The 19,356-nt window shown below is 63.9% G+C and carries 17 protein-coding genes and 1 other RNA gene; 2 read left to right on the top strand and 16 right to left on the bottom strand.

Annotated elements, in window-relative coordinates:
- Nucleotides 1-29: 29 nt before the first annotated feature.
- From ftsA to rsmI, 16 genes are all read right to left on the bottom strand, one after another.
- Entirely contained in the window at nt 30-1,277 is a 1,248-nt protein-coding gene (gene ftsA, locus GV002_RS17060) for a cell division protein FtsA (RefSeq protein ID WP_160019515.1), read from the bottom strand.
- 16 nt (nt 1,278-1,293) lie between these two features.
- Nucleotides 1,294-2,160, bottom strand: coding sequence for a cell division protein FtsQ/DivIB (locus tag GV002_RS17055; RefSeq protein ID WP_160019514.1), 867 nt, complete (start codon nt 2,158-2,160; stop codon nt 1,294-1,296).
- A 3-nt stretch (nt 2,161-2,163) separates the two neighbouring features.
- Complete coding sequence (locus GV002_RS17050; RefSeq protein WP_160019513.1) at nt 2,164-3,105, bottom strand: D-alanine--D-alanine ligase; 942 nt, start codon at nt 3,103-3,105, stop codon at nt 2,164-2,166.
- Nucleotides 3,102-4,502, bottom strand: coding sequence for a UDP-N-acetylmuramate--L-alanine ligase (gene murC / locus GV002_RS17045; protein WP_218580348.1), 1,401 nt, complete (start codon nt 4,500-4,502; stop codon nt 3,102-3,104). The genes GV002_RS17050 and murC overlap by 4 nt, the downstream gene beginning before the upstream one ends.
- A 34-nt stretch (nt 4,503-4,536) precedes the next feature.
- Entirely contained in the window at nt 4,537-5,607 is a 1,071-nt protein-coding gene (gene murG / locus GV002_RS17040; protein WP_160019511.1) for an undecaprenyldiphospho-muramoylpentapeptide beta-N-acetylglucosaminyltransferase, read from the bottom strand.
- Nucleotides 5,597-6,805 carry a putative lipid II flippase FtsW gene (gene ftsW, locus GV002_RS17035; RefSeq protein WP_160020191.1) on the bottom strand — a complete coding sequence of 403 codons (1,209 nt, stop codon included), beginning with the start codon at nt 6,803-6,805 and terminating at the stop codon, nt 5,597-5,599. The genes murG and ftsW overlap by 11 nt, the downstream gene beginning before the upstream one ends.
- Nucleotides 6,805-8,151 carry a UDP-N-acetylmuramoyl-L-alanine--D-glutamate ligase gene (gene murD, locus GV002_RS17030; protein WP_160019510.1) on the bottom strand — a complete coding sequence of 449 codons (1,347 nt, stop codon included), beginning with the start codon at nt 8,149-8,151 and terminating at the stop codon, nt 6,805-6,807. Before murD ends, ftsW begins: the two co-directional genes overlap by 1 nt.
- 6 nt (nt 8,152-8,157) lie before the next feature.
- Nucleotides 8,158-9,240 (bottom strand): phospho-N-acetylmuramoyl-pentapeptide-transferase, encoded by a 1,083-nt coding sequence (gene mraY / locus GV002_RS17025; protein ID WP_160019509.1) that lies wholly within the window; start codon nt 9,238-9,240, stop codon nt 8,158-8,160.
- Complete coding sequence (gene murF / locus GV002_RS17020) at nt 9,241-10,611, bottom strand: UDP-N-acetylmuramoyl-tripeptide--D-alanyl-D-alanine ligase (RefSeq protein WP_160019508.1); 1,371 nt, start codon at nt 10,609-10,611, stop codon at nt 9,241-9,243.
- A complete protein-coding gene (locus GV002_RS17015) occupies nt 10,604-12,067 on the bottom strand; it encodes a UDP-N-acetylmuramoyl-L-alanyl-D-glutamate--2,6-diaminopimelate ligase (protein WP_160019507.1) in 1,464 nt (487 codons plus the stop codon). The genes murF and GV002_RS17015 overlap by 8 nt, the downstream gene beginning before the upstream one ends.
- Nucleotides 12,067-13,794, bottom strand: coding sequence for a peptidoglycan D,D-transpeptidase FtsI family protein (locus tag GV002_RS17010; RefSeq protein WP_160019506.1), 1,728 nt, complete (start codon nt 13,792-13,794; stop codon nt 12,067-12,069). The genes GV002_RS17015 and GV002_RS17010 overlap by 1 nt, the downstream gene beginning before the upstream one ends.
- A complete protein-coding gene (gene ftsL / locus GV002_RS17005; protein ID WP_160019505.1) occupies nt 13,791-14,084 on the bottom strand; it encodes a cell division protein FtsL in 294 nt (97 codons plus the stop codon). The genes GV002_RS17010 and ftsL overlap by 4 nt, the downstream gene beginning before the upstream one ends.
- A complete protein-coding gene (gene rsmH / locus GV002_RS17000; protein WP_160019504.1) occupies nt 14,081-15,025 on the bottom strand; it encodes a 16S rRNA (cytosine(1402)-N(4))-methyltransferase RsmH in 945 nt (314 codons plus the stop codon). Before rsmH ends, ftsL begins: the two co-directional genes overlap by 4 nt.
- A gap of 2 nt (nt 15,026-15,027) precedes the next feature.
- Entirely contained in the window at nt 15,028-15,483 is a 456-nt protein-coding gene (gene mraZ, locus GV002_RS16995; protein ID WP_003459315.1) for a division/cell wall cluster transcriptional repressor MraZ, read from the bottom strand.
- Nucleotides 15,484-15,791: 308 nt separating this feature from the next.
- An RNA gene (rnpB, locus tag GV002_RS16990) (RNase P RNA component class A) lies at nt 15,792-16,139 on the bottom strand.
- A gap of 59 nt (nt 16,140-16,198) precedes the next feature.
- Entirely contained in the window at nt 16,199-17,098 is a 900-nt protein-coding gene (gene rsmI / locus GV002_RS16985; RefSeq protein WP_160019503.1) for a 16S rRNA (cytidine(1402)-2'-O)-methyltransferase, read from the bottom strand.
- 89 nt (nt 17,099-17,187) lie between these two features.
- On the opposite strand from rsmI, the gene GV002_RS16980 reads away from it, so the two are divergent.
- Together GV002_RS16980 and GV002_RS16975 are read left to right on the top strand one after the other, a co-directional pair.
- On the top strand, nt 17,188-18,996 hold the full coding sequence (locus tag GV002_RS16980) for a penicillin-binding protein activator (protein ID WP_160019502.1): 1,809 nt from the start codon (nt 17,188-17,190) through the stop codon (nt 18,994-18,996).
- Nucleotides 18,993-19,352, top strand: a complete 360-nt coding sequence (locus tag GV002_RS16975; RefSeq protein WP_160019501.1) for a YraN family protein — start codon at nt 18,993-18,995, stop codon at nt 19,350-19,352. The genes GV002_RS16980 and GV002_RS16975 overlap by 4 nt, the downstream gene beginning before the upstream one ends.
- Nucleotides 19,353-19,356 lie beyond the last annotated feature (4 nt).

The raw sequence follows: 19,356 nt of genomic DNA, 5'->3' as shown, positions 1-19,356 counted from the left end.
CCTTTCTAGTTGTAACGCCTACTGCAAATTTAGAAATTGCCTTGTACCCAACGCTTGATGCGTTCGAGTACCGGGGTTTTGCTTTCGTCCTGGTAAGGACTGCCCACCGACATGGAAATGCCGTCGTTCTGCTTTTGCAGCCCGTACAACAGCAAACCCACACCGGTGGAATAAATCGGGTTGCGCACCACGTCGCCCATGCCCTTGACGCTGTGCGGTACGCCCAGTCGAACCGGCATGTGGAAAATTTCCTCGGCCAGCTCGACCGCACCTTCCATCTTCGCCGTGCCGCCGGTCATGACGATGCCGGCCGGGATCAGGTCTTCGTAACCGCTGCGACGCAGCTCGGCCTGAACCAGGGTGAACAGCTCGTCGTAACGCGGCTCGACCACTTCGGCCAGGGACTGACGCGAGAGGTCGCGCGGCGGACGGTCACCAACGCTGGGCACCTTGATGGTTTCGCCAGCACCGGCCAGTTTGGCCAGGGCGCAGGCGTAGCGAATCTTGATTTCCTCGGCGTACTGGGTAGGCGTACGCAGGGCCATAGCGATGTCGTTGGTGACCTGGTCACCGGCAATCGGGATCACCGCGGTGTGGCGAATGGCGCCTTCGGTGAAGATGGCGATATCGGTGGTGCCGCCGCCGATGTCCACCAGGCACACGCCCAGTTCCTTCTCGTCCTCGGTCAGCACCGAGTAAGCCGAAGCCAGCTGCTCGAGGATGATGTCGTCGACTTCCAGGCCGCAGCGGCGCACGCACTTCTCGATGTTCTGCGCAGCGTTCACGGCGCAGGTCACCACGTGCACCTTGGCCTCCAGGCGCACGCCGGACATGCCCAGCGGCTCGCGCACGCCCTCCTGGTTGTCGATCACATAGTCCTGCGCCAGGGTGTGCAGTACACGCTGGTCAGCCGGGATAGCGACAGCCTGCGCGGCATCGAGCACACGCTCGATGTCGGCCGGGCTCACTTCGCGATCACGAATGGCAACGATGCCGTGGCTGTTCAGGCTGCGGATGTGATTGCCGGCCACACCGACGAACGCCGAGTGAATGCGGCAGCCAGCCATCAGTTGCGCTTCTTCCACAGCACGCTGAATCGAGGCCACGGTGGATTCGATATTGACCACCACGCCCTTCTTCAGCCCGCGCGACGGATGAGTGCCGATACCGACGATTTCCAGCTGGCCGTCGGCCGTCACCTCACCCACCAGCGCCACCACCTTGGAGGTGCCGATGTCCAGGCCAACGATCATCTTGCCGCTCTGCGCGCTATTCATTTAGTCCTGCCTCTCCTCAATTCACTTTCTGCTCGGCCGTAGCCGGCTCCACCGGCTCACGCCAGGCCACGGCCAGGCCGTTGGCATAACGCAGGTCGATGCGCGCGATGTTCGCGCTTTGTTCTTTCAACTCCCGCTCATAGATGGCGGCGAAACGACGCATTTTTTCCACCACGTGATCACGTCCCAGCAGGATGTCGATGCGCTGGCCGCTGGCATTCTCGGTGGCAGAGAGGAACCAGCTGCCGCGCTCGCGCAACTGCAGCCCGACCACGGTGAAGCCCATCGGCCGCAGCAGCTGACTGAGCATCTGATACTGCTGCATCACCTTCGGCTGCGCCCGCTTCGGGCCGGACAGCTGCGGCAGATGCTGATAGTTGTCCAGCTCCTGTGGCGCGAACGCCTGCCCCTGGTTGTTGAGCAGTGCCTCGTCGCCCCAACGGGCGATGGGCAGCTGTTCTTCCAGGCGCACGTCGATCTGATCCGGCCAGACGCGACGCACTTCGGCGTGGGCGATCCAAGGCATGCGCTCGAGCTCTTCGCGCATGCCGCGCAGGTCAGCGCTGAAGAAGCTCGCCTCGATGTACGGTGCGATCCGCCGCTGCACCGCCTGCTGACTGACATAAGCCAGATCACCCTGCACGCTGATGCGCGCGATCGGGCGGTCGGCGTAAGGCAGCAGGCGCAGCGCCCCCTCGTACGCGCCAAAACCCAGACCGACCAGCACCAGCGGCCAGAGCAGCCGTCCCACCCAAGAGAAATCCGCCTTGGGCATGCGCAGACGCATCGGCTCCTTGGCCACCAGACGGCTGGCGCCACGCGGCGCGGGCTTGCCGCGTTGCGGAGCCCTCAGCGAGTCCTGATGACGCAGGGCGATGCTCATCGCTTAACCCCTCGCCTCGACGCTGTCAGCCAGGATCGCCAGCACCAGTTGCTGGAAATCCAGACCGGCAGCACGCGCGGCCATCGGTACCAGGCTGTGATCGGTCATGCCCGGTACGGTGTTCACTTCCAACAGCCAGAACTGGCCACTGGCATCCTGCATCACATCGGCACGCGCCCAACCCTGAGTGCCCACGGCCTCGCAGGCACGCGCAGTCAGCTCCTTGAGCTCGGCTTCCTTCTCGGCGGACAGGCCGCTGGGAATGCGGTACTGGGTGTCATCGGCCAGGTACTTGGCGTCGTAGTCGTAGAACGTGTGCGGCGTGCCGAGCCCGATGGGCGGCAGCACCTCGCCACGCAGCACGGCGATGGTGTATTCGGGGCCGGCGATCCACTGCTCGACCAGCACCTGGCTGTCGTAGCGCGCGGCGTCCTGCCAGGCAGCGATCAGCGCCTCGACGCTCTCGACCTTGGCCATGCCGATGCTGGAACCTTCATGCGCCGGTTTGACGATCAGCGGGAAGCCCAGCTCAGTGGCAGCAGCCTCGCAGTCAGCCCGCGAGGTCAGCACGGCATGGCGCGGCGTCGGCAGGCCGAGGCTGTGCCAAACCTGTTTGGTGCGCAGCTTGTCCATCGCCAGCGCAGAGGCCAGGATGCCGCTGCCGGTGTAGGGAATGCCGGCGCACTCGAGCAGGCCCTGCATGGAGCCATCTTCGCCACCACGGCCGTGCAGCACGATAAAGGCGCGGTCGATCTTCTCGCGATTCAGGCGCTGCAGGAAATCATCACCCACGTCGATGCCGAAGGCGTCCACACCACCGGCCTGCAGGGCGCTGAGCACGGCGTTGCCGGATTTCAGCGACACCTCGCGCTCGGCGCTCTTGCCGCCGAACAACACGGCGACGCGACCGAAGGCCTTGGGATCGAGGGTACTGTGCAAACTCATTTCGACTCCCCTACGAACAGCGGGTGTTTGATCAGTTGCGGTGCCACTGCGCCGATATCGCCCGCGCCCTGGCACAGCAGGATGTCGCCGGTACGCAGCAGCGGTTTGAGCAGCGGAGCCAGGTCGGCACCGCGCTCGACATAGATCGGATCGAGCTGGCCACGCTGACGGATGCTGTGGCACAGCTGGCGGCTGTCAGCGCCCGGGATCGGCTCTTCGCCAGCCGGATAGACTTCCACCAGCAGCAGCACGTTGGCTTCGCCGAGCACCTGCACGAAGTCGTCGTACAGATCACGGGTACGGCTGTAGCGGTGCGGCTGGTAGACCATCACCAGGCGACGCTCCGGCCAGCCGCCACGCACGGCCTTGATCACTGCAGCCACTTCACGCGGATGATGGCCGTAGTCGTCGACCAGCATCACGCTGCCACCGTCCACCGGCAGTTCGCCGTAGACCTGAAAGCGCCGGCCGACACCCTGGAAGCCCGACAGGCCGCTGACAATGGCGGCATCGTCGATGCCTTCGTCGGTGGCGATGGCGATGGTCGCCAGGGCGTTGAGTACGTTGTGGTTGCCCGGCATGTTCACCGACACGTCGAGCGGCTCGCAGTCCGGGCGCAGCACGGTGAAGTAGGTGCGCATGCCTTCCTGGCGCACGTTGATCGCACGCACGTCGGCGTCTTCAGCGAAGCCGTAGGTCATGGTCGGGCGGCCAACCTGCGGCAGCAGCTCGCGCACCACCGGGTCGTCCACGCAAAGCACGGCCAGACCATAGAACGGCAGGTTGTGCAGGAACTCGATGAAGGTCTTCTTCAGCCTGTTGAAGTCGCCGCCGTAGGTGCTCATGTGATCGGCGTCGATATTGGTGACCACCGAGACCATGGGCTGTAGATGCAGGAAGCTGGCATCGCTCTCATCGGCTTCGGCGATCAGGAAGCGGCTGGAGCCGAGCTGGGCATTGGTGCCGGCCGCATTCAGCCGCCCACCGATGACGAAGGTCGGGTCAAGACCACCGGCGGCGAACACCGACGCCAGCAGACTGGTGGTGGTGGTCTTGCCATGGGTGCCGGCCACGGCGATGCCGTGACGGTAGCGCATCAACTCGGCGAGCATCTCGGCACGCGGCACCACCGGGATACGCCGCTCCAGCGCGGTGGCGACTTCCGGGTTGCTGGTGTTGACGGCACTGGATACCACCAGTACATCGGCTTGCTCAGCATTCTCGGCAGCATGACCGATGAAGATCTGTGCGCCGAAACTCTTCAGGCGCTCAGTGACGGCCGAGGCCTTTAGGTCGGAGCCGGATACTTCGTATCCCAGGTTCAGCAGCACTTCGGCGATGCCGCACATGCCCACGCCGCCGATACCGACGAAATGGATGCGGCGGATACGGCGCATGCGCCGAACTTCGGCTTTGACCGCAGCGGGAGACTTAGCCACGCATCACCTCCTGGCAAATGTCGACCACCGTGCGGGTGGCATCGGGCTTGGCCAGGCGACGCGCGGTGGCGCCCATGACATTGAGTTTTTCCAGGTGCATCAGAACCTCGGTGAGCTGCGCGGCGAGCGTGTCCGCGTCAGTGGCATGTTGCGCAAGAAGGACAGCGGCGCCCTCCTTCGCCAGATATTCGGCATTGCGGCTCTGGTGGTCGTCGATGGCGTGCGGCAGTGGCACGAGAAACGACGGCAGACCGGCTGCGGCCAGTTCGCTGACAGTCAGCGCGCCGGCGCGGCAAACCACCAGATCGGCCCAGCCATAAGCACGAGCCATGTCCTTGATGAAAGGCGCGACCTCGGCTTCGACCGCGGCATCGCGATAACGCTCCGCAGTGATTTCGGCATGTTGCTTGCCGGCCTGATGGAACACCTGCGGACGCAGGTCAGCGGGGATTTTCCCCAGCGCGGCAGGCAGTAATTTGTTCAGCGGCTCGGCACCCAGGCTGCCGCCCAGCACCAGCAGTTTCGGCTTGCGACCGGCCAGCGGCTCGCGCGGCGTTTCCAGGAACAGCTCCTCACGCACCGGGTTGCCAGTGGTGCGGCGCTTGTCGGAAACCGCGAAAGTGTTCGGGAAAGCCTCGCAGATGCGCGTGGCGATGCGCGACAGCAGACGATTGGCAGTACCGGCCACGGCATTCTGTTCATGAATCACCAGCGGCACACCGGCCATGCGCGCGGCCAGACCGCCGGGACCGGTGACATAACCGCCCATACCGAGCACGCACACTGGCTGCAGTTCACGCACGATGCGACGAGCCTGCAGCAACGAACGCAGCAGCTGGAACGGCGCCTTGAGCAAGGACAGCCTGCCCTTGCCACGCAGGCCGCTGACGTTGATCAGGTGCAGCGGCAGGCCGGCCTGCGGGACCAGTTCGTTCTCGATACCACGCGGCGTGCCCAACCAGTGCACGGCGTAACCGCGCGCATGGAACTCGTGCGCGCAGGCCAGCGCCGGGAATACGTGACCACCGGTGCCGCCGGCCATGATCAGCACATTACCGCGCATGACTGACCTCCTCGGCAAAATCCGCTTCGGTGAAATCCACGTCCTCGTTACCCAGAATGTTGCGCCGCTCCCACTCGATACGCAGTAGCAGCGCCAGACTCACACAGCAGATCACCAGCGACGAGCCGCCGTAGCTGAGGAACGGCAGGGTCAGGCCCTTGGTCGGCAACAGACCGGTGTTCACGCCGATATTGATCAGGAACTGACCGATCCACAGGAACGCCAGACCGTAGGCGACATAGGCGGAGAAGAATTGCTTGGCCTTCTCGGCCCACAGACCGACGTACAGCGCACGCACGCTGACGAAGACGAACAGCCCCAGGGTGGCCAGCGCGCCAACCAGACCGAGCTCCTCGGCCAGCACCGAGAAGACGAAGTCGGTGTGGGCTTCCGGCAGGTAGAATTGCTTCTGAATACTGTTGCCCAGACCAACACCGAACCACTCGCCGCGGCCAAAGGCGATCAGTGCCTGGGTCAGCTGGTAGCCTGCGCCGTACTGGTCGGCCCAGGGGTCGGTGAAAGTGATCAGGCGCTGCAGACGGTATTCCTGGGTCTGCACCAGGACGAACACCGCGCCGACCGCCAGGGCCACCATCAGGCCGAAGCGCAGCAGGCCGACGCCGCCGAGGAACAGCATGGCCATGGCCGAGCCCATCATCACCACGGTGGCACCGAAGTCAGGCTCCAGCAGCAACAGGCCGGCCATTGGCAGCAGCACGACGAAAGGTTTGAAGAAGCCGGCCCAGCTCTCGCGCACCTCTTCCTGGCGGCGCACCAGGTAGCCGGCCAGGTAGACCACCACGAACACCTTGGCGATTTCCGACGGCTGCACGTTGAAGGCGCCGAAGCCGATCCAGCGCCGTGCGCCGTTGACCTCACGGCCGATTCCCGGCACCAGCACCAGCACCAGCAGGGCGAAAGCCGCCAGCAGCATGATCCAGCCGTAACGCTGCCAGATGCTCATCGGCACCATCAGCACCACGCCAGCGGCACCGAGACCGATCACCAGGTAAATCAGATGGCGAATCATGTGATAGAGCGGGCTGCCGGTCTGCGCCGCGGCCACTTCCGAAGACGCCGAAGCGATCATCACCAGGCCGAGGCCGAGCAGGCCCAGGCAACCGGCCAGCAGCGGGAAGTCCAGATCGAGGCCGCGGCCCAGCAGCGGCGAGGGACGAATCTGCAGGAAGGACAGCATCATTCGAGCCCCTCCACAGCCAGGGCGAACAGCCGCCCGCGCTCTTCGAAGTTCTTGAACATGTCCAGGCTGGCGCAGGCCGGCGACAGCAGCACGGCGTCGCCGGCCTCGGCCAGCTCGCTGCAACGCTGCACCGCTTCCTCCAGACTCGCTACCCGCACCTGCGGTACGGCGTCGCCCAGGGTGTCGGCCAGGCGCTGAGCATCACGCCCCAGGAGCACCACCGCACGACAGAAACGTGCGACCGGATTCTTCAGCGCGGTGAAATCTGCGCCCTTGCCATCGCCACCGGCGATCAACACCAGCTTGCCGGCGATATCCGCGCCCAGGCCTTCGATGGCTGCCAATGCCGCTCCGACGTTGGTGGCCTTGGAGTCATCGTAATAATTCACCCCGGCGCGCTCACCGACCCACTGGCAGCGATGCGGCAAACCGGCGAACTGACGCAGGGAGCTCAGCATGGCCTCCATCGGCAGGCCAACGGCATGACCGAGCGCCAGTGCTGCGAGGGCGTTGGACTGGTTGTGCGCGCCACGAATCTTCAGCTCGCTCACCGGCAGCAGCGCGTCGAAGCGAAACGCCAGGCACTTCTCGCCGTTGTCCTCGAGCAGGCCGAAGCGTTTGAAGTCCGGTTTGCCCAGGCCGAATTCCCAGCAGGTCACCTGGTCGGCGATCAGCGGGCGCGACAGCGCGTCGTCGCGATTGATCACCACCTGACGGGCACCACGGAAGATCCGGTGCTTGGCCAGGTGATAGGCCGGCAGACCGCTGTAACGGTCCATGTGGTCTTCGCTGATGTTCAGGCAGGTCGCCACTTCGGCATTGAGCTGATCGGTGGTCTCCAGTTGGAAACTGGACAGCTCCAGCACGTACAGCTCGACATCATCGGACAGCAGATCCAGCGCCGGCGTACCGAGGTTGCCGCCCACGGCGACGCGCTTGCCGGCAGCGGCCGCCATCTCGCCGACCAGGGTGGTGACGGTGCTCTTGGCGTTGGAGCCGGTGATGGCGACGATCGGTGCCTTGGCGTGGCGGGCGAACAGGTCGATATCGCCGGACAGCTTGACCCCGCGCGCAGCGGCCTCGGCCAGCGCTGGAGTCGCCACGGCCAGGCCGGGGCTTACGTACAGTTCCGAGGCGCGGCAGAGGAAGTCCACGTCCAGCTCGCCGCAACGTACTTCCACCTGCGGATAGTCACGCTTGAGCGTCTCCAGTTCCGGCGGGTTCGCGCGCGTGTCGGCCACGGCAAAGCGCACGCCCTGCTGCGCCAGGAAGCGCACCAGGGACATGCCGCTCTTGCCGAGGCCGACAACGATGCGGAACTGGTCGGAAGCGATCAATGACACGCTCTATTACCTCAGTTTCAGGGTGGCCAGGCCGATCAGCACGAGAATCACGGTGATGATCCAGAAACGGACAATCACGCGCGGCTCAGGCCAGCCCTTGAGTTCGAAATGGTGGTGAATCGGCGCCATGCGGAATACGCGCTTGCCGGTCAGCTTGAAGCTGGCGACCTGGATGATCACCGACAGGGTTTCCATGACGAACACCCCGCCCATGATGAACAGCACGACTTCCTGGCGAACGATCACGGCGATGGTGCCCAACGCGGCGCCGAGCGCCAGCGCGCCGACGTCACCCATGAACACCTGAGCCGGGTAGGTGTTGAACCACAGAAAGCCCAGGCCGGCGCCAACCAGCGCGGCGCAGAACACGATCAGCTCACCGGCGCCCGGCACGTAGGGAATCAGCAGGTACTCGGCGAAGTTCACGTTGCCCGACAGGTAGCAGAAAATCGCCAGAGCACCGGCCACCATAACGGTGGGCAGGATGGCCAGGCCGTCGAGGCCATCGGTGAGGTTCACCGCATTGCTGGTACCGACGATGACGAAGTAGGTCAGCACCACGAAGCCGGCGCCCAGGGGAATGGCGACATCCTTCAGCAGCGGCAGGATCAGGGTGGTTTCCACCGGGTTCTGCGCAGTCATATAAAGGAAGACGGCAGCAGCAAGGCCGAACACCGACTGCCAGAAATACTTCCAGCGGCTCGGCAGCCCCCGCGAGTTCTTCTCGATCACCTTGCGGTAGTCATCGACCCAACCGATGGCGCCGAACGCCAGGGTCACGGCCAGCACCACCCAGACGTAGCGGTTGGACAGGTCGGCCCAGAGCAAGGTGCTCACGGTGATGGCGCTGAGGATCAGCGCCCCGCCCATGGTCGGCGTGCCTTTTTTCGACAGGTGCGACTGCGGGCCATCGTGGCGCACCGCCTGGCCGATCTGACGTATCTGCAGGGTACGGATCATCCACGGGCCAAGCCACAGCGACAGCGCCAGGGCGGTGAGCACGCCGAGGATGCCGCGCAGGGTCAGGTACTGAAAGACCGCGAAGCCCTTGTGGAACTGTTGCAGGTACTCCGCCAGCAGCAGCAGCATTTAGTGAATCTCCCCAGATACGCCACACAGTGCCGCCACGACCTTGTCCATGGCAGCGCTGCGTGAACCCTTGATTAGTAGTGTGCTGCCGGCCTGTTCGGCACGCAGTGCTTCGATAAGCTCGGCCTGATCGACGAAGTGACGGCCTTTTGAGCCGAACTCCTCGACCGCATGGCGCATCAGCGGGCCAACGGCATACAGTGCATCGACCTTGCCGGACGCATGGCGGCCGACATCGCGATGACCCTGTTCGGCCCATTCGCCCAGCTCGCCCATGTCTCCCAGCACCAGAACGGTGCGACCGGAGAAGCCGGCGAGTATATCCACCGCCGCACACATGGACACCGGGTTGGCGTTGTAACTGTCATCGATGACTCGCACGCCATTCGGCGCCAGCTGCGCTACGGCGCGGCCCTTGACCGGTTGCAGACTTTCCAGCCCCTCGACCATGGCGACCAACGGCATGCCCAGGGCATGAGCGGCAGCACAGGCCGCCAGCGCATTGGCCACGCTGTGCTCGCCGAGTAGGTTGAGCTGGATGCGCGCGCTACCGACCGGGCTACGCAGGGTGAAACCCTGGCAGCCACGCTCGTCGCGGGCCAGATCGCTGCCGTGGAAGTCGGCGCGGGTGTCGCGCAAGGCAAAGCTCAGCACCTTGCGACCGGCAGCGCGGCGCTGCCAGGTGATGAAAGCCTTGTCATCCAGGTTGAGCACGGCAACGCCATCGTTAGGCAGGCCTTCGAGAATCTCGCCCTTGGCCTCGACGATCTTTTCCGGACCGCCGAACTCGCCGACATGGGCATTGCCGGCATTGGTGATGATCGCCACCTGCGGTCGGGTCAGGCTGACGGTATAGGCGATCTCACCAACATGGTTGGCGCCCAGTTCGATCATCCCGGCGCGATGCTCAGGCGCCAGTTCCAGCAGGGTCAGTGGCGCACCGAGGTCATTATTGAGATTGCCACGAGTGGCCAGGACCGCGCCGCCGAGACCGGCACGCAGAATGGACGCGAGCATTTCCTTGACGCTGGTCTTGCCACTGGAACCGGTCACTGCAGCCAGCGGGCCGGTGAAGGCCTGCCGATTCAGCGCACCCAGTTGACCGAGCGCCATGCGGGTATCGGCCACCAGCAATTGCGGCAACGGTGCATTCGCCACTTCACGCTCGACCAGCGCGGCGACCGCACCCTTGGCGGCAACCTCGGCCAGATAGTCATGGCCGTCGAAGCGCGGCCCAGTCAGCGCCACGAACAGTTGGCCAGCAGCGATGGTACGGCTGTCAGTGCCCACGGACGAGAAGGCGACATCGGCGCCCATCACGCGTGCGTTCAAGTTGGCGGCGATTTCGCTGAGCAGCCAAGGCTTAAGCATGCGCTGCCTCCCAGGCCGTCAGGGCCTTGTTCGCTTCGATCAGATCGGAGAACGGCTGACGCACGCCCATGATTTCCTGGTAATCCTCATGGCCCTTGCCAGCCAGCACCACTACATCGGCGGCTTCGGCCTGGGCGATCAGTCGGGCGATGGCATCGCCACGACCGTGAATGAACTGCACCTGCTCCGGCACCGCAAAACCTGCGCGGATATCGGCAACGATCTGCGCCGGCGCTTCCGTACGCGGGTTGTCATCGGTCACCCACACCGTATCGGCCAGGCGCTCGGCAACTGCTGCCATCAGCGGACGCTTGCCACGGTCACGATCGCCGCCGCAACCAAACAGGCAGACCAGACGCCCTTCGACATGCGGACGCATGGCTTCGAGAACCTTCTCCAACGCATCCGGGGTGTGCGCGTAATCGACCACCACCAGCGGCTTGTCGCCGCCACCGAGGCGTTGCATGCGACCTGCAGGCCCCTGCAGTTGCGGCAGGACCTTGAGAATCTCGTCGAGGGCGTAGTCCAGGCCCAACAGCGCACCGACCACCGCCAGCAGATTGCTGAGGTTGAAACGGCCGAGCAGATTGCTGCGCAGCATACCTTCGCCACGCGGCGTCACCAGACGAGCACGCACACCGTGATCATCGAAGTGCGCTTCGCTGCAATAAAGGAAGGCGCTGGCATCGTTCAGGCTGTAACCGATCAGACGCGACTCGTGCGCCTGCACAGCCAGCTCACGACCAAAGGCGTCATCCAGGTTGATCACCCGGCAACGCAGATTCGGCCAGGAGAACAGCTTGGCCTTGGCAGCACCATAGGCTTGCATGCTGCCGTGGTAATCGAGGTGATCACGCGACAGGTTGGTGAACACCGCCACGTCGAACTCCAGCGCGGAAACACGCCCCTGGTCCAGACCATGGGAAGATACCTCCATGGCCACAGCACGAGCACCGGCCTGCTTGAGCGAAGCCAGGGTGGCCTGCACGCCGACCGGATCGGGCGTGGTGTGCTTGCCCTGCTCCAGCGCGCCATGGAAGCCGGTACCCAGGGTACCGACGCTGCCACAGCGCTGACCAAGTAGATCCAGTGCCTGGGCCAACAACTGGCTGACGCTGGTCTTGCCGTTGGTACCTGTAACACCGATCAGGTGCAACGCGCGGCTCGGCTCACCGTAGAAGCGCCCGGCAATGGCCGAAAGCTGGCCAGCCAGCCCCTTGACCGGCACCAGCACAGCACTTTCAGCATGCATGGGTGCAGCACCTTCAGCCTCGAAGGCCACTGCTGCAGCGCCGCGCGCAATGGCATCGGCGATATGTACGCGGCCATCCTGCTGGGTACCCGGCACCGCCAGGAACAGATCCCCCGGACGCACCTTGCGGCTATCCAGGGTCAGTTCACGAATCAGCACGCTGCTCTCGGCAGCAGGCAACAATTGATTGAGCGACATGGGCATCAGTTGCGCCCCCCCTGACCAACGGCGGCCATCTTCTGCTCGGGCGGCGGCAGATTATCTGGCGCGATGTTCATCAAACGTAGCGAACCTGCCATCACCCGGCTGAACACCGGTGCAGAGATCAGGCCGCCGTAATAAGCGCCCTTGCCAGGTTCGTCGATCACCACGACCAGCGCGATGCGCGGGTCCTGTGCCGGAGCGAAGCCAGCGAACAGGGAACGGTAGGAATTGGTCTGGTAGCCCTTGGCGCCAGAGTTGGTCTTGCGCGCGGTGCCACTCTTGCCCGCGACGTGGTAACCCGGTACCTGGGCGCGGAACACGCCACGCGGTGCTTCGATGACCTGCTGCAGCATGCCTTGCACGGTTTTGGCCACGTCAGTCGGAACCACCTGCATCGCACTGGGTTTCTCATCTACGCGGATCATCGACAGCGGCGTCATCCCACCGCCATTGGCCAGCGCTGCATAAGCATGGGCCAGTTGCACAGCCGTGACTGACAGACCATAGCCGTAGGACAACGTGGCCGTTTCGGCCTCGCGCCACTTGCGATGATTGGGCAGGTTACCCACCCGCTCACCGGGGAAGCCCAGCCCGGTATCACGGCCGAAGCCGAGATTGCTGAATACATGATGCAACTGCTCGCCGCCGACATCGAAGGCAACCTTGCTCATGCCGACGTTACTGGAATTGATCAGAATGCCGGTCAGGTCCAGCGCCGGCCCCTGAGTGCGGGACACGTCACGAATGGTGTAACGACCGATCTGCAGCGTGCCGTTACCGACCTGAACGATGTCACTGGGCTTCCAGCGCCCCGTTTCCAGCGCGGCAGCCATCGACAGCGGCTTGATGGTCGAGCCGGGCTCGAATACGTCGATCATGGCGCGGTTGCGCATGGCGGCCGGGGTCAGGTTGCGGCGATTGTTCGGGTTGTAGGTGGGATGGTTGACCATCGCCAGCACTTCACCGGTCTTCACATCGACCATCACCAGGCTGCCAGCCTTGGCGTCGTTTTCCAGCAGCGCATTGCGCAGCTCGCGATGGGCCAGATACTGCAGGCGCAGATCAATGGACAACGCCAAGGCCTTGCCAGCCTTGGCGTTCTGCGCGACCTGCACGTCCTTGATCAACTTGCCACGCCGATCCTTGAGCACCTGACGCTTGCCCGGCACACCAGCCAGCCAGTCTTCGTAAGCCAGCTCCATGCCTTCACGCCCACGGTCGTCGATGTCGGTGAAGCCGACGACATGGGCAGCCACCTCACCCGCTGGGTAGAAGCGGCGGAACTCTTCGATGGCATAAACGCCCGGCACTTTCAGATCCAGCACACGCTGACCGTTCTCCGGGGTCAGGCCACGCACCAGATACATGAACTCGCGCTCCTTGTTCTGTTCAAGACGCGCGGCGAAGCTGACAGCATCCTGCCCGAGTGCGGCAGCCAGCGCCGGCCACTGTTCACGACCGGCCTGCAATTCCTTGCCATTGGCCCACAGCGTGGTGACAGGGGTACTGACGGCCAGTGGCTCGCCATTACGGTCAGTGATCAAACCACGGTGCGCAGGAATCGGGATGTGTCGCACGCTGCGGGCATCACCATGCGCCTTGAGGAAGTCATGGTCGAGCACCTGCAGGTCGAGCATGCGCCAGGCGATGGCGCAGACCATCAGCGCCAGCAGCACCAGCACCAGGCGGAAGCGCCAGGGATAGAGTGCGCCTTCGAGCCCGATCATGGACGCACCATGCGCACGGCGGCAGGGTCAGGAATGTGCATGTTCAGCTGTTCGCTGGCCAGCGCCTCGATGCGATTGTGCGCGGTCCAGGTACTTTGCTCGAGAATCAGTCGTCCCCACTCGGCCTGCGACTTGTCGCGCACGCTCAATTCGCCATACAGCTCATTGAGCAGCAGACGATTCCAATGCGCGCTGTAAGACACCGCCACAGCGGAAACCAGGACGGCGATGAACAGCAGCAGCATCAGGAAGCTGCCGCTGGGCATGGACTTGATCAGCCGGCGGCTCACCGCAACTTCTCCGCGATGCGCATCACCGCGCTGCGCGAGCGCGGATTGGCCTTGAGTTCGGCCTCAGCGGCGTAGACCGGCTTGCCGATCAGCTTCAGACGCGGCTCGAAGGCCTTGGGAATGATCGGCAGGTCACGCGGCAGCTTGTCCGCTTCGCCCTTGGCCTGACGCTTCATGAACTGTTTGACGATGCGGTCTTCCAGCGAGTGGAAGCTGATCACGACCAGACGGCCACCCACCTCGAGCGTTTCCAGCGCCGCTTCGAGGCCGCGTTCGAGATCACCGAGCTCGTTGTTGACGTGAATGCGAATGCCCTGGAAGGCACGAGTCGCCGGATTCTTGCCCTTTTCCCAGGCCGGATTGGCCACGGTAAGCACCTGCGCCAGATCGGCAGTACGGGTGAACGGCTGCTCGGCGCGGCGCTGCACCACGGCGCGCGCCATACGCTTGGCGAAACGCTCTTCGCCATAATCCTTGAGCACACGGGCGATTTCGTCTTCGGCCGCCGTGGCGATCCAGTCTGCCGCGCTGACGCCGATGTCCGGGTTCATGCGCATGTCCAGCGGGCCGTCATTGAGAAAGCTGAAGCCACGCTCGGGATCGTCCAGCTGCGGCGAAGACACGCCGAGATCGAGCAGGATGCCGGAGACCTGACCGGAAATACCGCGGACAACGGCTTCGTCGCCAAGTTCCGCAAAACTGCGCTGCACAACGACAAAGCGGCCGTCTTCGGCCGCCAATGCTTCCCCGGTGGCTATCGCCAGGGGATCCTTGTCGAACCCCAAGAGCCGCCCATCTGGCCCGAGCTTCTGCAGAATCAGCCGGCTGTGCCCGCCACGCCCGAAAGTGCCGTCCATATAACGACCATCACCGCGCACAGCCAACCCCTCGACGGCTTCGTCGAGCAGCACGGTGATATGGCGGAAGTTGCTATCGGTCATGTTCACAGGATCAGGTCACGCAGGTCATCGGAAAGGGCCCCCGGCTGCTTGATGGCAGCGAGGTCGGCTTCGGCTACGGCATTCCAGGAATCTTCATCCCAGAGTTGAAACTTGTTCAGCTGACCGACGAGCATCGCTCGCTTGTCCAGCTTGGCGTATTCGCGCAAGCGCGGAGGGACCAGGAAGCGGCCACTGGCGTCCAGTTCGAGATCGACGGCATTACCGATCAGCAGACGCTGCAGGCGGCGGTTCTCTTCACGAAAGGAGGCCAGCTCACGCAGCTTGTTCTCGATCAACTCCCACTCGGCCAGTGGATAAACGCAAAGACAGGGATCGACGGCGTCAATGGTCACGATGAGCTGGCCACTGCAACGCGCAACGAGCTCGTCACGATACCGACTCGGCATCGCGAGGCGCCCTTTGGCGTCGAGACTGATGGCGTTAGCTCCGCGAAACACGGCTGCGCTTCCCCTGTAATTAGCTTTCCATGCCCAAAAAAACCCACTTCATGCCACTTCTTACCACTTGCGCACACTATAGGAACGCGCACGCCCCACCGTCAAGGCGCGCCAGAAGGGAAAAATCCTTACAGGACGGAGATTTAGCGAACAAAAGCGAGGGAAAAAGGGATGCCGGAACCGGCTTTTGACAGATAAAACTCAACCATTCCAGCCAGCTGAAATTCGAACTTAAAGTGATTTGTTAAGAGTAAGATTTTTTTGGTATCAGACGAGCGGGGAATAGAAGCGCGAAACGAGAGAGAAAGGAGGAGAGTCGATCTGTAAGCCGGGTTCTGTCGAGGACAGTCATTCCTCTACGACGTACATCACTGCACGCCTTTAGCAACCTACCCGGTTCCAGCGCGGGCCACGCCAATGGAACCCTATTTGGTCTTGCTCCGAGTGGGGTTTACCTAGCCACGGACTGTTGCCAGCCGCGCGGTGCGCTCTTACCGCACCTTTTCACCCTTACCGGCGCCGAAACGCTTAGGCGGTTATTTTCTGTGGCACTTTCCGTAGGCTCACGCCTCCCAGGCGTTACCTGGCACTCCGCCCTATGGAGCCCGGACTTTCCTCCCCCTTCTTGCGAAGGCAGCGACTGCCCGATCGACTCTCCGCCGGCAAGGGTACCGGGCGTGATGGCAAGCTGCAAGCTGGACGGACAGCGCAAGACCTAGTTCTTGCGCTCCAAAGCAACCTGATAAAGCAGATTTTTGCGCACCCCGGTGATCTCCGCTGCCAGCGCTGCCGCCCGCTTGAGCGGCATTTCCGCCATCAGCAGATCGAGTACGCGCAGGGCTTCGGCGCTGACTGCCTCCTCGCCTTCTGGTGCCTGCCAACCCGCCACCAGCACCACGCACTCGCCGCGCTGTTGATTGCTGTCTGCAGCCACCCAGGCGCACAAGTCATCCAGCGGCAAGCCCTTGAGAGTCTCGAAGGTCTTGGTCAGCTCACGCGCCAGCAATGCCGGGCGATCACCACCAAAGACTTCGCGCATGTCCTCCAGGCACTCGAGGATACGGTGCGGCGCCTCATAGAAGATCAGCGTGCGCGGTTCCTCCCGCACCTGCTCCAGGCGCGCACGGCGTCCCGCCGCCTTGGCCGGCAGAAAACCTTCGAAGATGAAACGATCCGAGGGCAACCCGGCAGCCGAAAGCGCGGCAATCAGGGCGCAGGCGCCCGGCACCGGCACCACCGCAATCCTCGCAGCGCGCGCCTGGCGCACCAGGTGGTAACCCGGATCGGAAATCAGCGGCGTCCCCGCATCGGAAATCAGCGCGACGTCCTCGCCAGCCTGCAGGCGCGCCAGAAAACGCCCACCCTGATCGCGCTCGTTGTGTTCGTGACAGGCAGCCAATGGCGTCTCGATACCAAAATGCTGCAGCAGGCGCACCGAATGCCGCGTGTCTTCAGCAGCGATCAGCGTCACCTCGCGCAAGATTCGCAACGCCCGCGCGCTGATGTCATCCAGGTTGCCAATGGGCGTGGCGACCACATACAGGCTGCCTGGCTGGACGCTTGAGACTGCGGGCTGACTCACTGGAAACACCTCGTTAATTGAAAGAGCGCTCATTCTAGCCGGTTCCGCCCCAGCGGCATCGCACGGATGTCGCCCCTTGGGTACAATCGCCGCTCGTTTTGCTCAAGTATCAGGATGACCCGATGATCGCTAGCCTGCGCCCTCTTTCTGCTCTTTTCCTGGCCGGCCTGCTCGCCGCCTGCGCCAGCTCGCCCTCCAATAACCTGGGCCAGTTGCCTCGCACGCCACAAGCCAGCATCGAGCAGATGCTTCAGCAAGCTGCCGAGAGCAAACCAGAGCAGGCCGCCCTGCTGCGTCTGTCCGCTGCCGACCAGAGCTACCAGCAAAACGACGTGGCCCGCGCCACCCGCATTCTCGAGCAGATCGACATAGCCAGCCTGCTGCCTGCCCAGCAGATCTTCGCCAGCACCCTGAAGGCCGAGCTGGCAATGGCCCGCAAGCAACCCAAGAGCTCCCTTGCAGCCTTGCAGCACCCCAGCTTCGAGCGCTTGGGTGAGCTGCCGGTCGAGCAACAGATTCGCACCCAACTGGTCCGCGCGCGCGCTCTGGAAGCCGACGGTCAGACCCTGGCCGCCGCCCGCGAGCGGGTGTTCATCGCGCCGCTACTGAGCGGCCAGGCCGCCAACGACAACCACGAAAACATCTGGAAGCTGGTATCGAGCCTGCCACCAGAAACCTCTGCCGGCACAGATAGCGACCTGGCAGGCTGGCTGGAGTTGGCTCGCTCGACCAAAAGCGGCGCCACGCTCGAACAGCAGCAAGCGGCCATCGACCAGTGGGTCGCACAAAATCCGCAGCACCCGGCGGCCGAACAACTGCCCGAAGCATTGAGCAAACTGCGCGAGCTGGCCAGCCAGCCACTGACCCGCGTCGCGCTGCTGCTGCCACAGGAAGGCCAACTGGCCAATGTTGCCCGCGCCCTGCGTGACGGCTTCCTCGCCGCGCATTACGAAGCCCAGCAAGCCGGACAGAACCCACCGGAAATCAAGCTCTACGACAGCTCCCGCATTGGCTCGCTGGACGCCTTCTACCAACAGGCGCAAGCCGATGGCGTGCAACTGGTGGTCGGTCCACTGGAAAAACCGCTGGTCAAGCAGCTAAGCGACCGCGAACAACTGCCAATCACCACCCTCGCCCTGAACTACAGCGACCCGGGCCAGGAAAGCCCGGCGCAACTCTTCCAGTTCGGCCTGGCCGCCGAGGACGAAGCGCGCGAAGTAGCGCGCCGCGCCTGGAATGATGGCATGCGCCGCGCCGTGGCCCTGGTGCCGCGTGGCGACTGGGGCGACCGCGTACTGGACGCCTTCCGCCAGAGCTGGCAAGCCCAGGGCGGCACCCTGATCGCCGCCGAGCACGTCGACCAGCCCGTGGAGCTGGCTCGCCAGATCGCCGACCTGTTCCAATTGCGCGAAAGCGAAGCCCGCGCGCGCCGCCTGCAAAATACCCTGGGCACCAGCCTGGATGCACAACCGGCGCGCCGTCAGGACATCGACTTCATCTTCCTCGCCGCCACGCCGCAACAGGCGCAGCAGATCAAGCCGACCCTGGCCTTCCAGTACGCTGGCGACGTGCCGGTCTACGCCACCTCGCACCTGTTCACCGGCGCCCACAGCCAAGCCCAGTACCAGGACCTGGAAGGCATTCGCTTCTGCGAAACACCCTGGCTGCTCGATACTCACGCACCGCTGCGTCAGGAAGTCAGCAATCAGTGGCCGCAAGCCGGTGGCAGCCTGGGCCGCCTGTATGCCATGGGTGTCGACGCCTACCGCCTGGCGCCGCGCCTGGGCCAGCTCCAGGCCCTGCCGGACTCGCGCATCGACGGCCTGTCGGGCAGCCTCAGCCTCAACGCCACGCAGCGCATCGAGCGCCAGCTGCCCTGGGCCGAGTTCCGTGGCGGCCAGATCCAGCGCCTTCCCGACAGCATCAATTGAGCGCACACAACGATCTGGGGCGAGCCGCCGAACAGGCGGCTCGCCAGCATCTGGAACGCAGCGGCCTGAAACTGATCGAACAGAACTGGAGCTGTCGCCGTGGCGAGCTCGATCTGGTCATGCTCGACGGCGATACAGTAGTATTCGTCGAGGTCCGCGCCCGCCGCCACAGCGCCTGGGGCGGCGCCCTGGAGAGCATCGATGCGCGCAAGCGTGGCAAGTTGGTCATCGCCGCAGAGCTCTTCCTTCAGCAACACTCACGCTGGGCCCGCTACCCCTGCCGCTTCGACGTGGTCGCCATCAGTACCGACAGCGCCACTCGCCTCGACTGGATCAAAAACGCCTTCGATGCCTGACGGC

Origin of the sequence: Pseudomonas sp. 8O (genome assembly GCF_902506495.1) — a bacterium.
Classification (GTDB): Bacteria; Pseudomonadota; Gammaproteobacteria; order Pseudomonadales; family Pseudomonadaceae; genus Aquipseudomonas; species Aquipseudomonas chaetocerotis.
This window is presented reverse-complemented; position numbering and strand designations above follow the sequence as displayed.

Coding starts and splice junctions, on each gene's coding strand:
- rsmI (WP_160019503.1), bottom strand. CDS start 17,098: ATGAGCGCTCTTTCAATTAACGAGGTGTTTCCAGTGAGTCAGCCCGCA.
- ftsW (WP_160020191.1), bottom strand. CDS start 6,805: ATGCTGTCCTTCCTGCAGATTCGTCCCTCGCCGCTGCTGGGCCGCGGC.
- murF (WP_160019508.1), bottom strand. CDS start 10,611: ATGCTTAAGCCTTGGCTGCTCAGCGAAATCGCCGCCAACTTGAACGCA.
- mraY (WP_160019509.1), bottom strand. CDS start 9,240: ATGCTGCTGCTGCTGGCGGAGTACCTGCAACAGTTCCACAAGGGCTTC.
- GV002_RS17010 (WP_160019506.1), bottom strand. CDS start 13,794: ATGATCGGGCTCGAAGGCGCACTCTATCCCTGGCGCTTCCGCCTGGTG.
- rsmH (WP_160019504.1), bottom strand. CDS start 15,025: ATGACCGATAGCAACTTCCGCCATATCACCGTGCTGCTCGACGAAGCC.
- GV002_RS17050 (WP_160019513.1), bottom strand. CDS start 3,105: ATGAGTTTGCACAGTACCCTCGATCCCAAGGCCTTCGGTCGCGTCGCC.
- ftsA (WP_160019515.1), bottom strand. CDS start 1,277: ATGAATAGCGCGCAGAGCGGCAAGATGATCGTTGGCCTGGACATCGGC.
- murC (WP_218580348.1), bottom strand. CDS start 4,502: ATGCGCCGTATCCGCCGCATCCATTTCGTCGGTATCGGCGGCGTGGGC.
- GV002_RS17015 (WP_160019507.1), bottom strand. CDS start 12,067: ATGCCCATGTCGCTCAATCAATTGTTGCCTGCTGCCGAGAGCAGCGTG.
- GV002_RS16980 (WP_160019502.1), top strand. CDS start 17,188: ATGATCGCTAGCCTGCGCCCTCTTTCTGCTCTTTTCCTGGCCGGCCTG.
- GV002_RS17055 (WP_160019514.1), bottom strand. CDS start 2,160: ATGAGCATCGCCCTGCGTCATCAGGACTCGCTGAGGGCTCCGCAACGC.
- murG (WP_160019511.1), bottom strand. CDS start 5,607: ATGCGCGGTAATGTGCTGATCATGGCCGGCGGCACCGGTGGTCACGTA.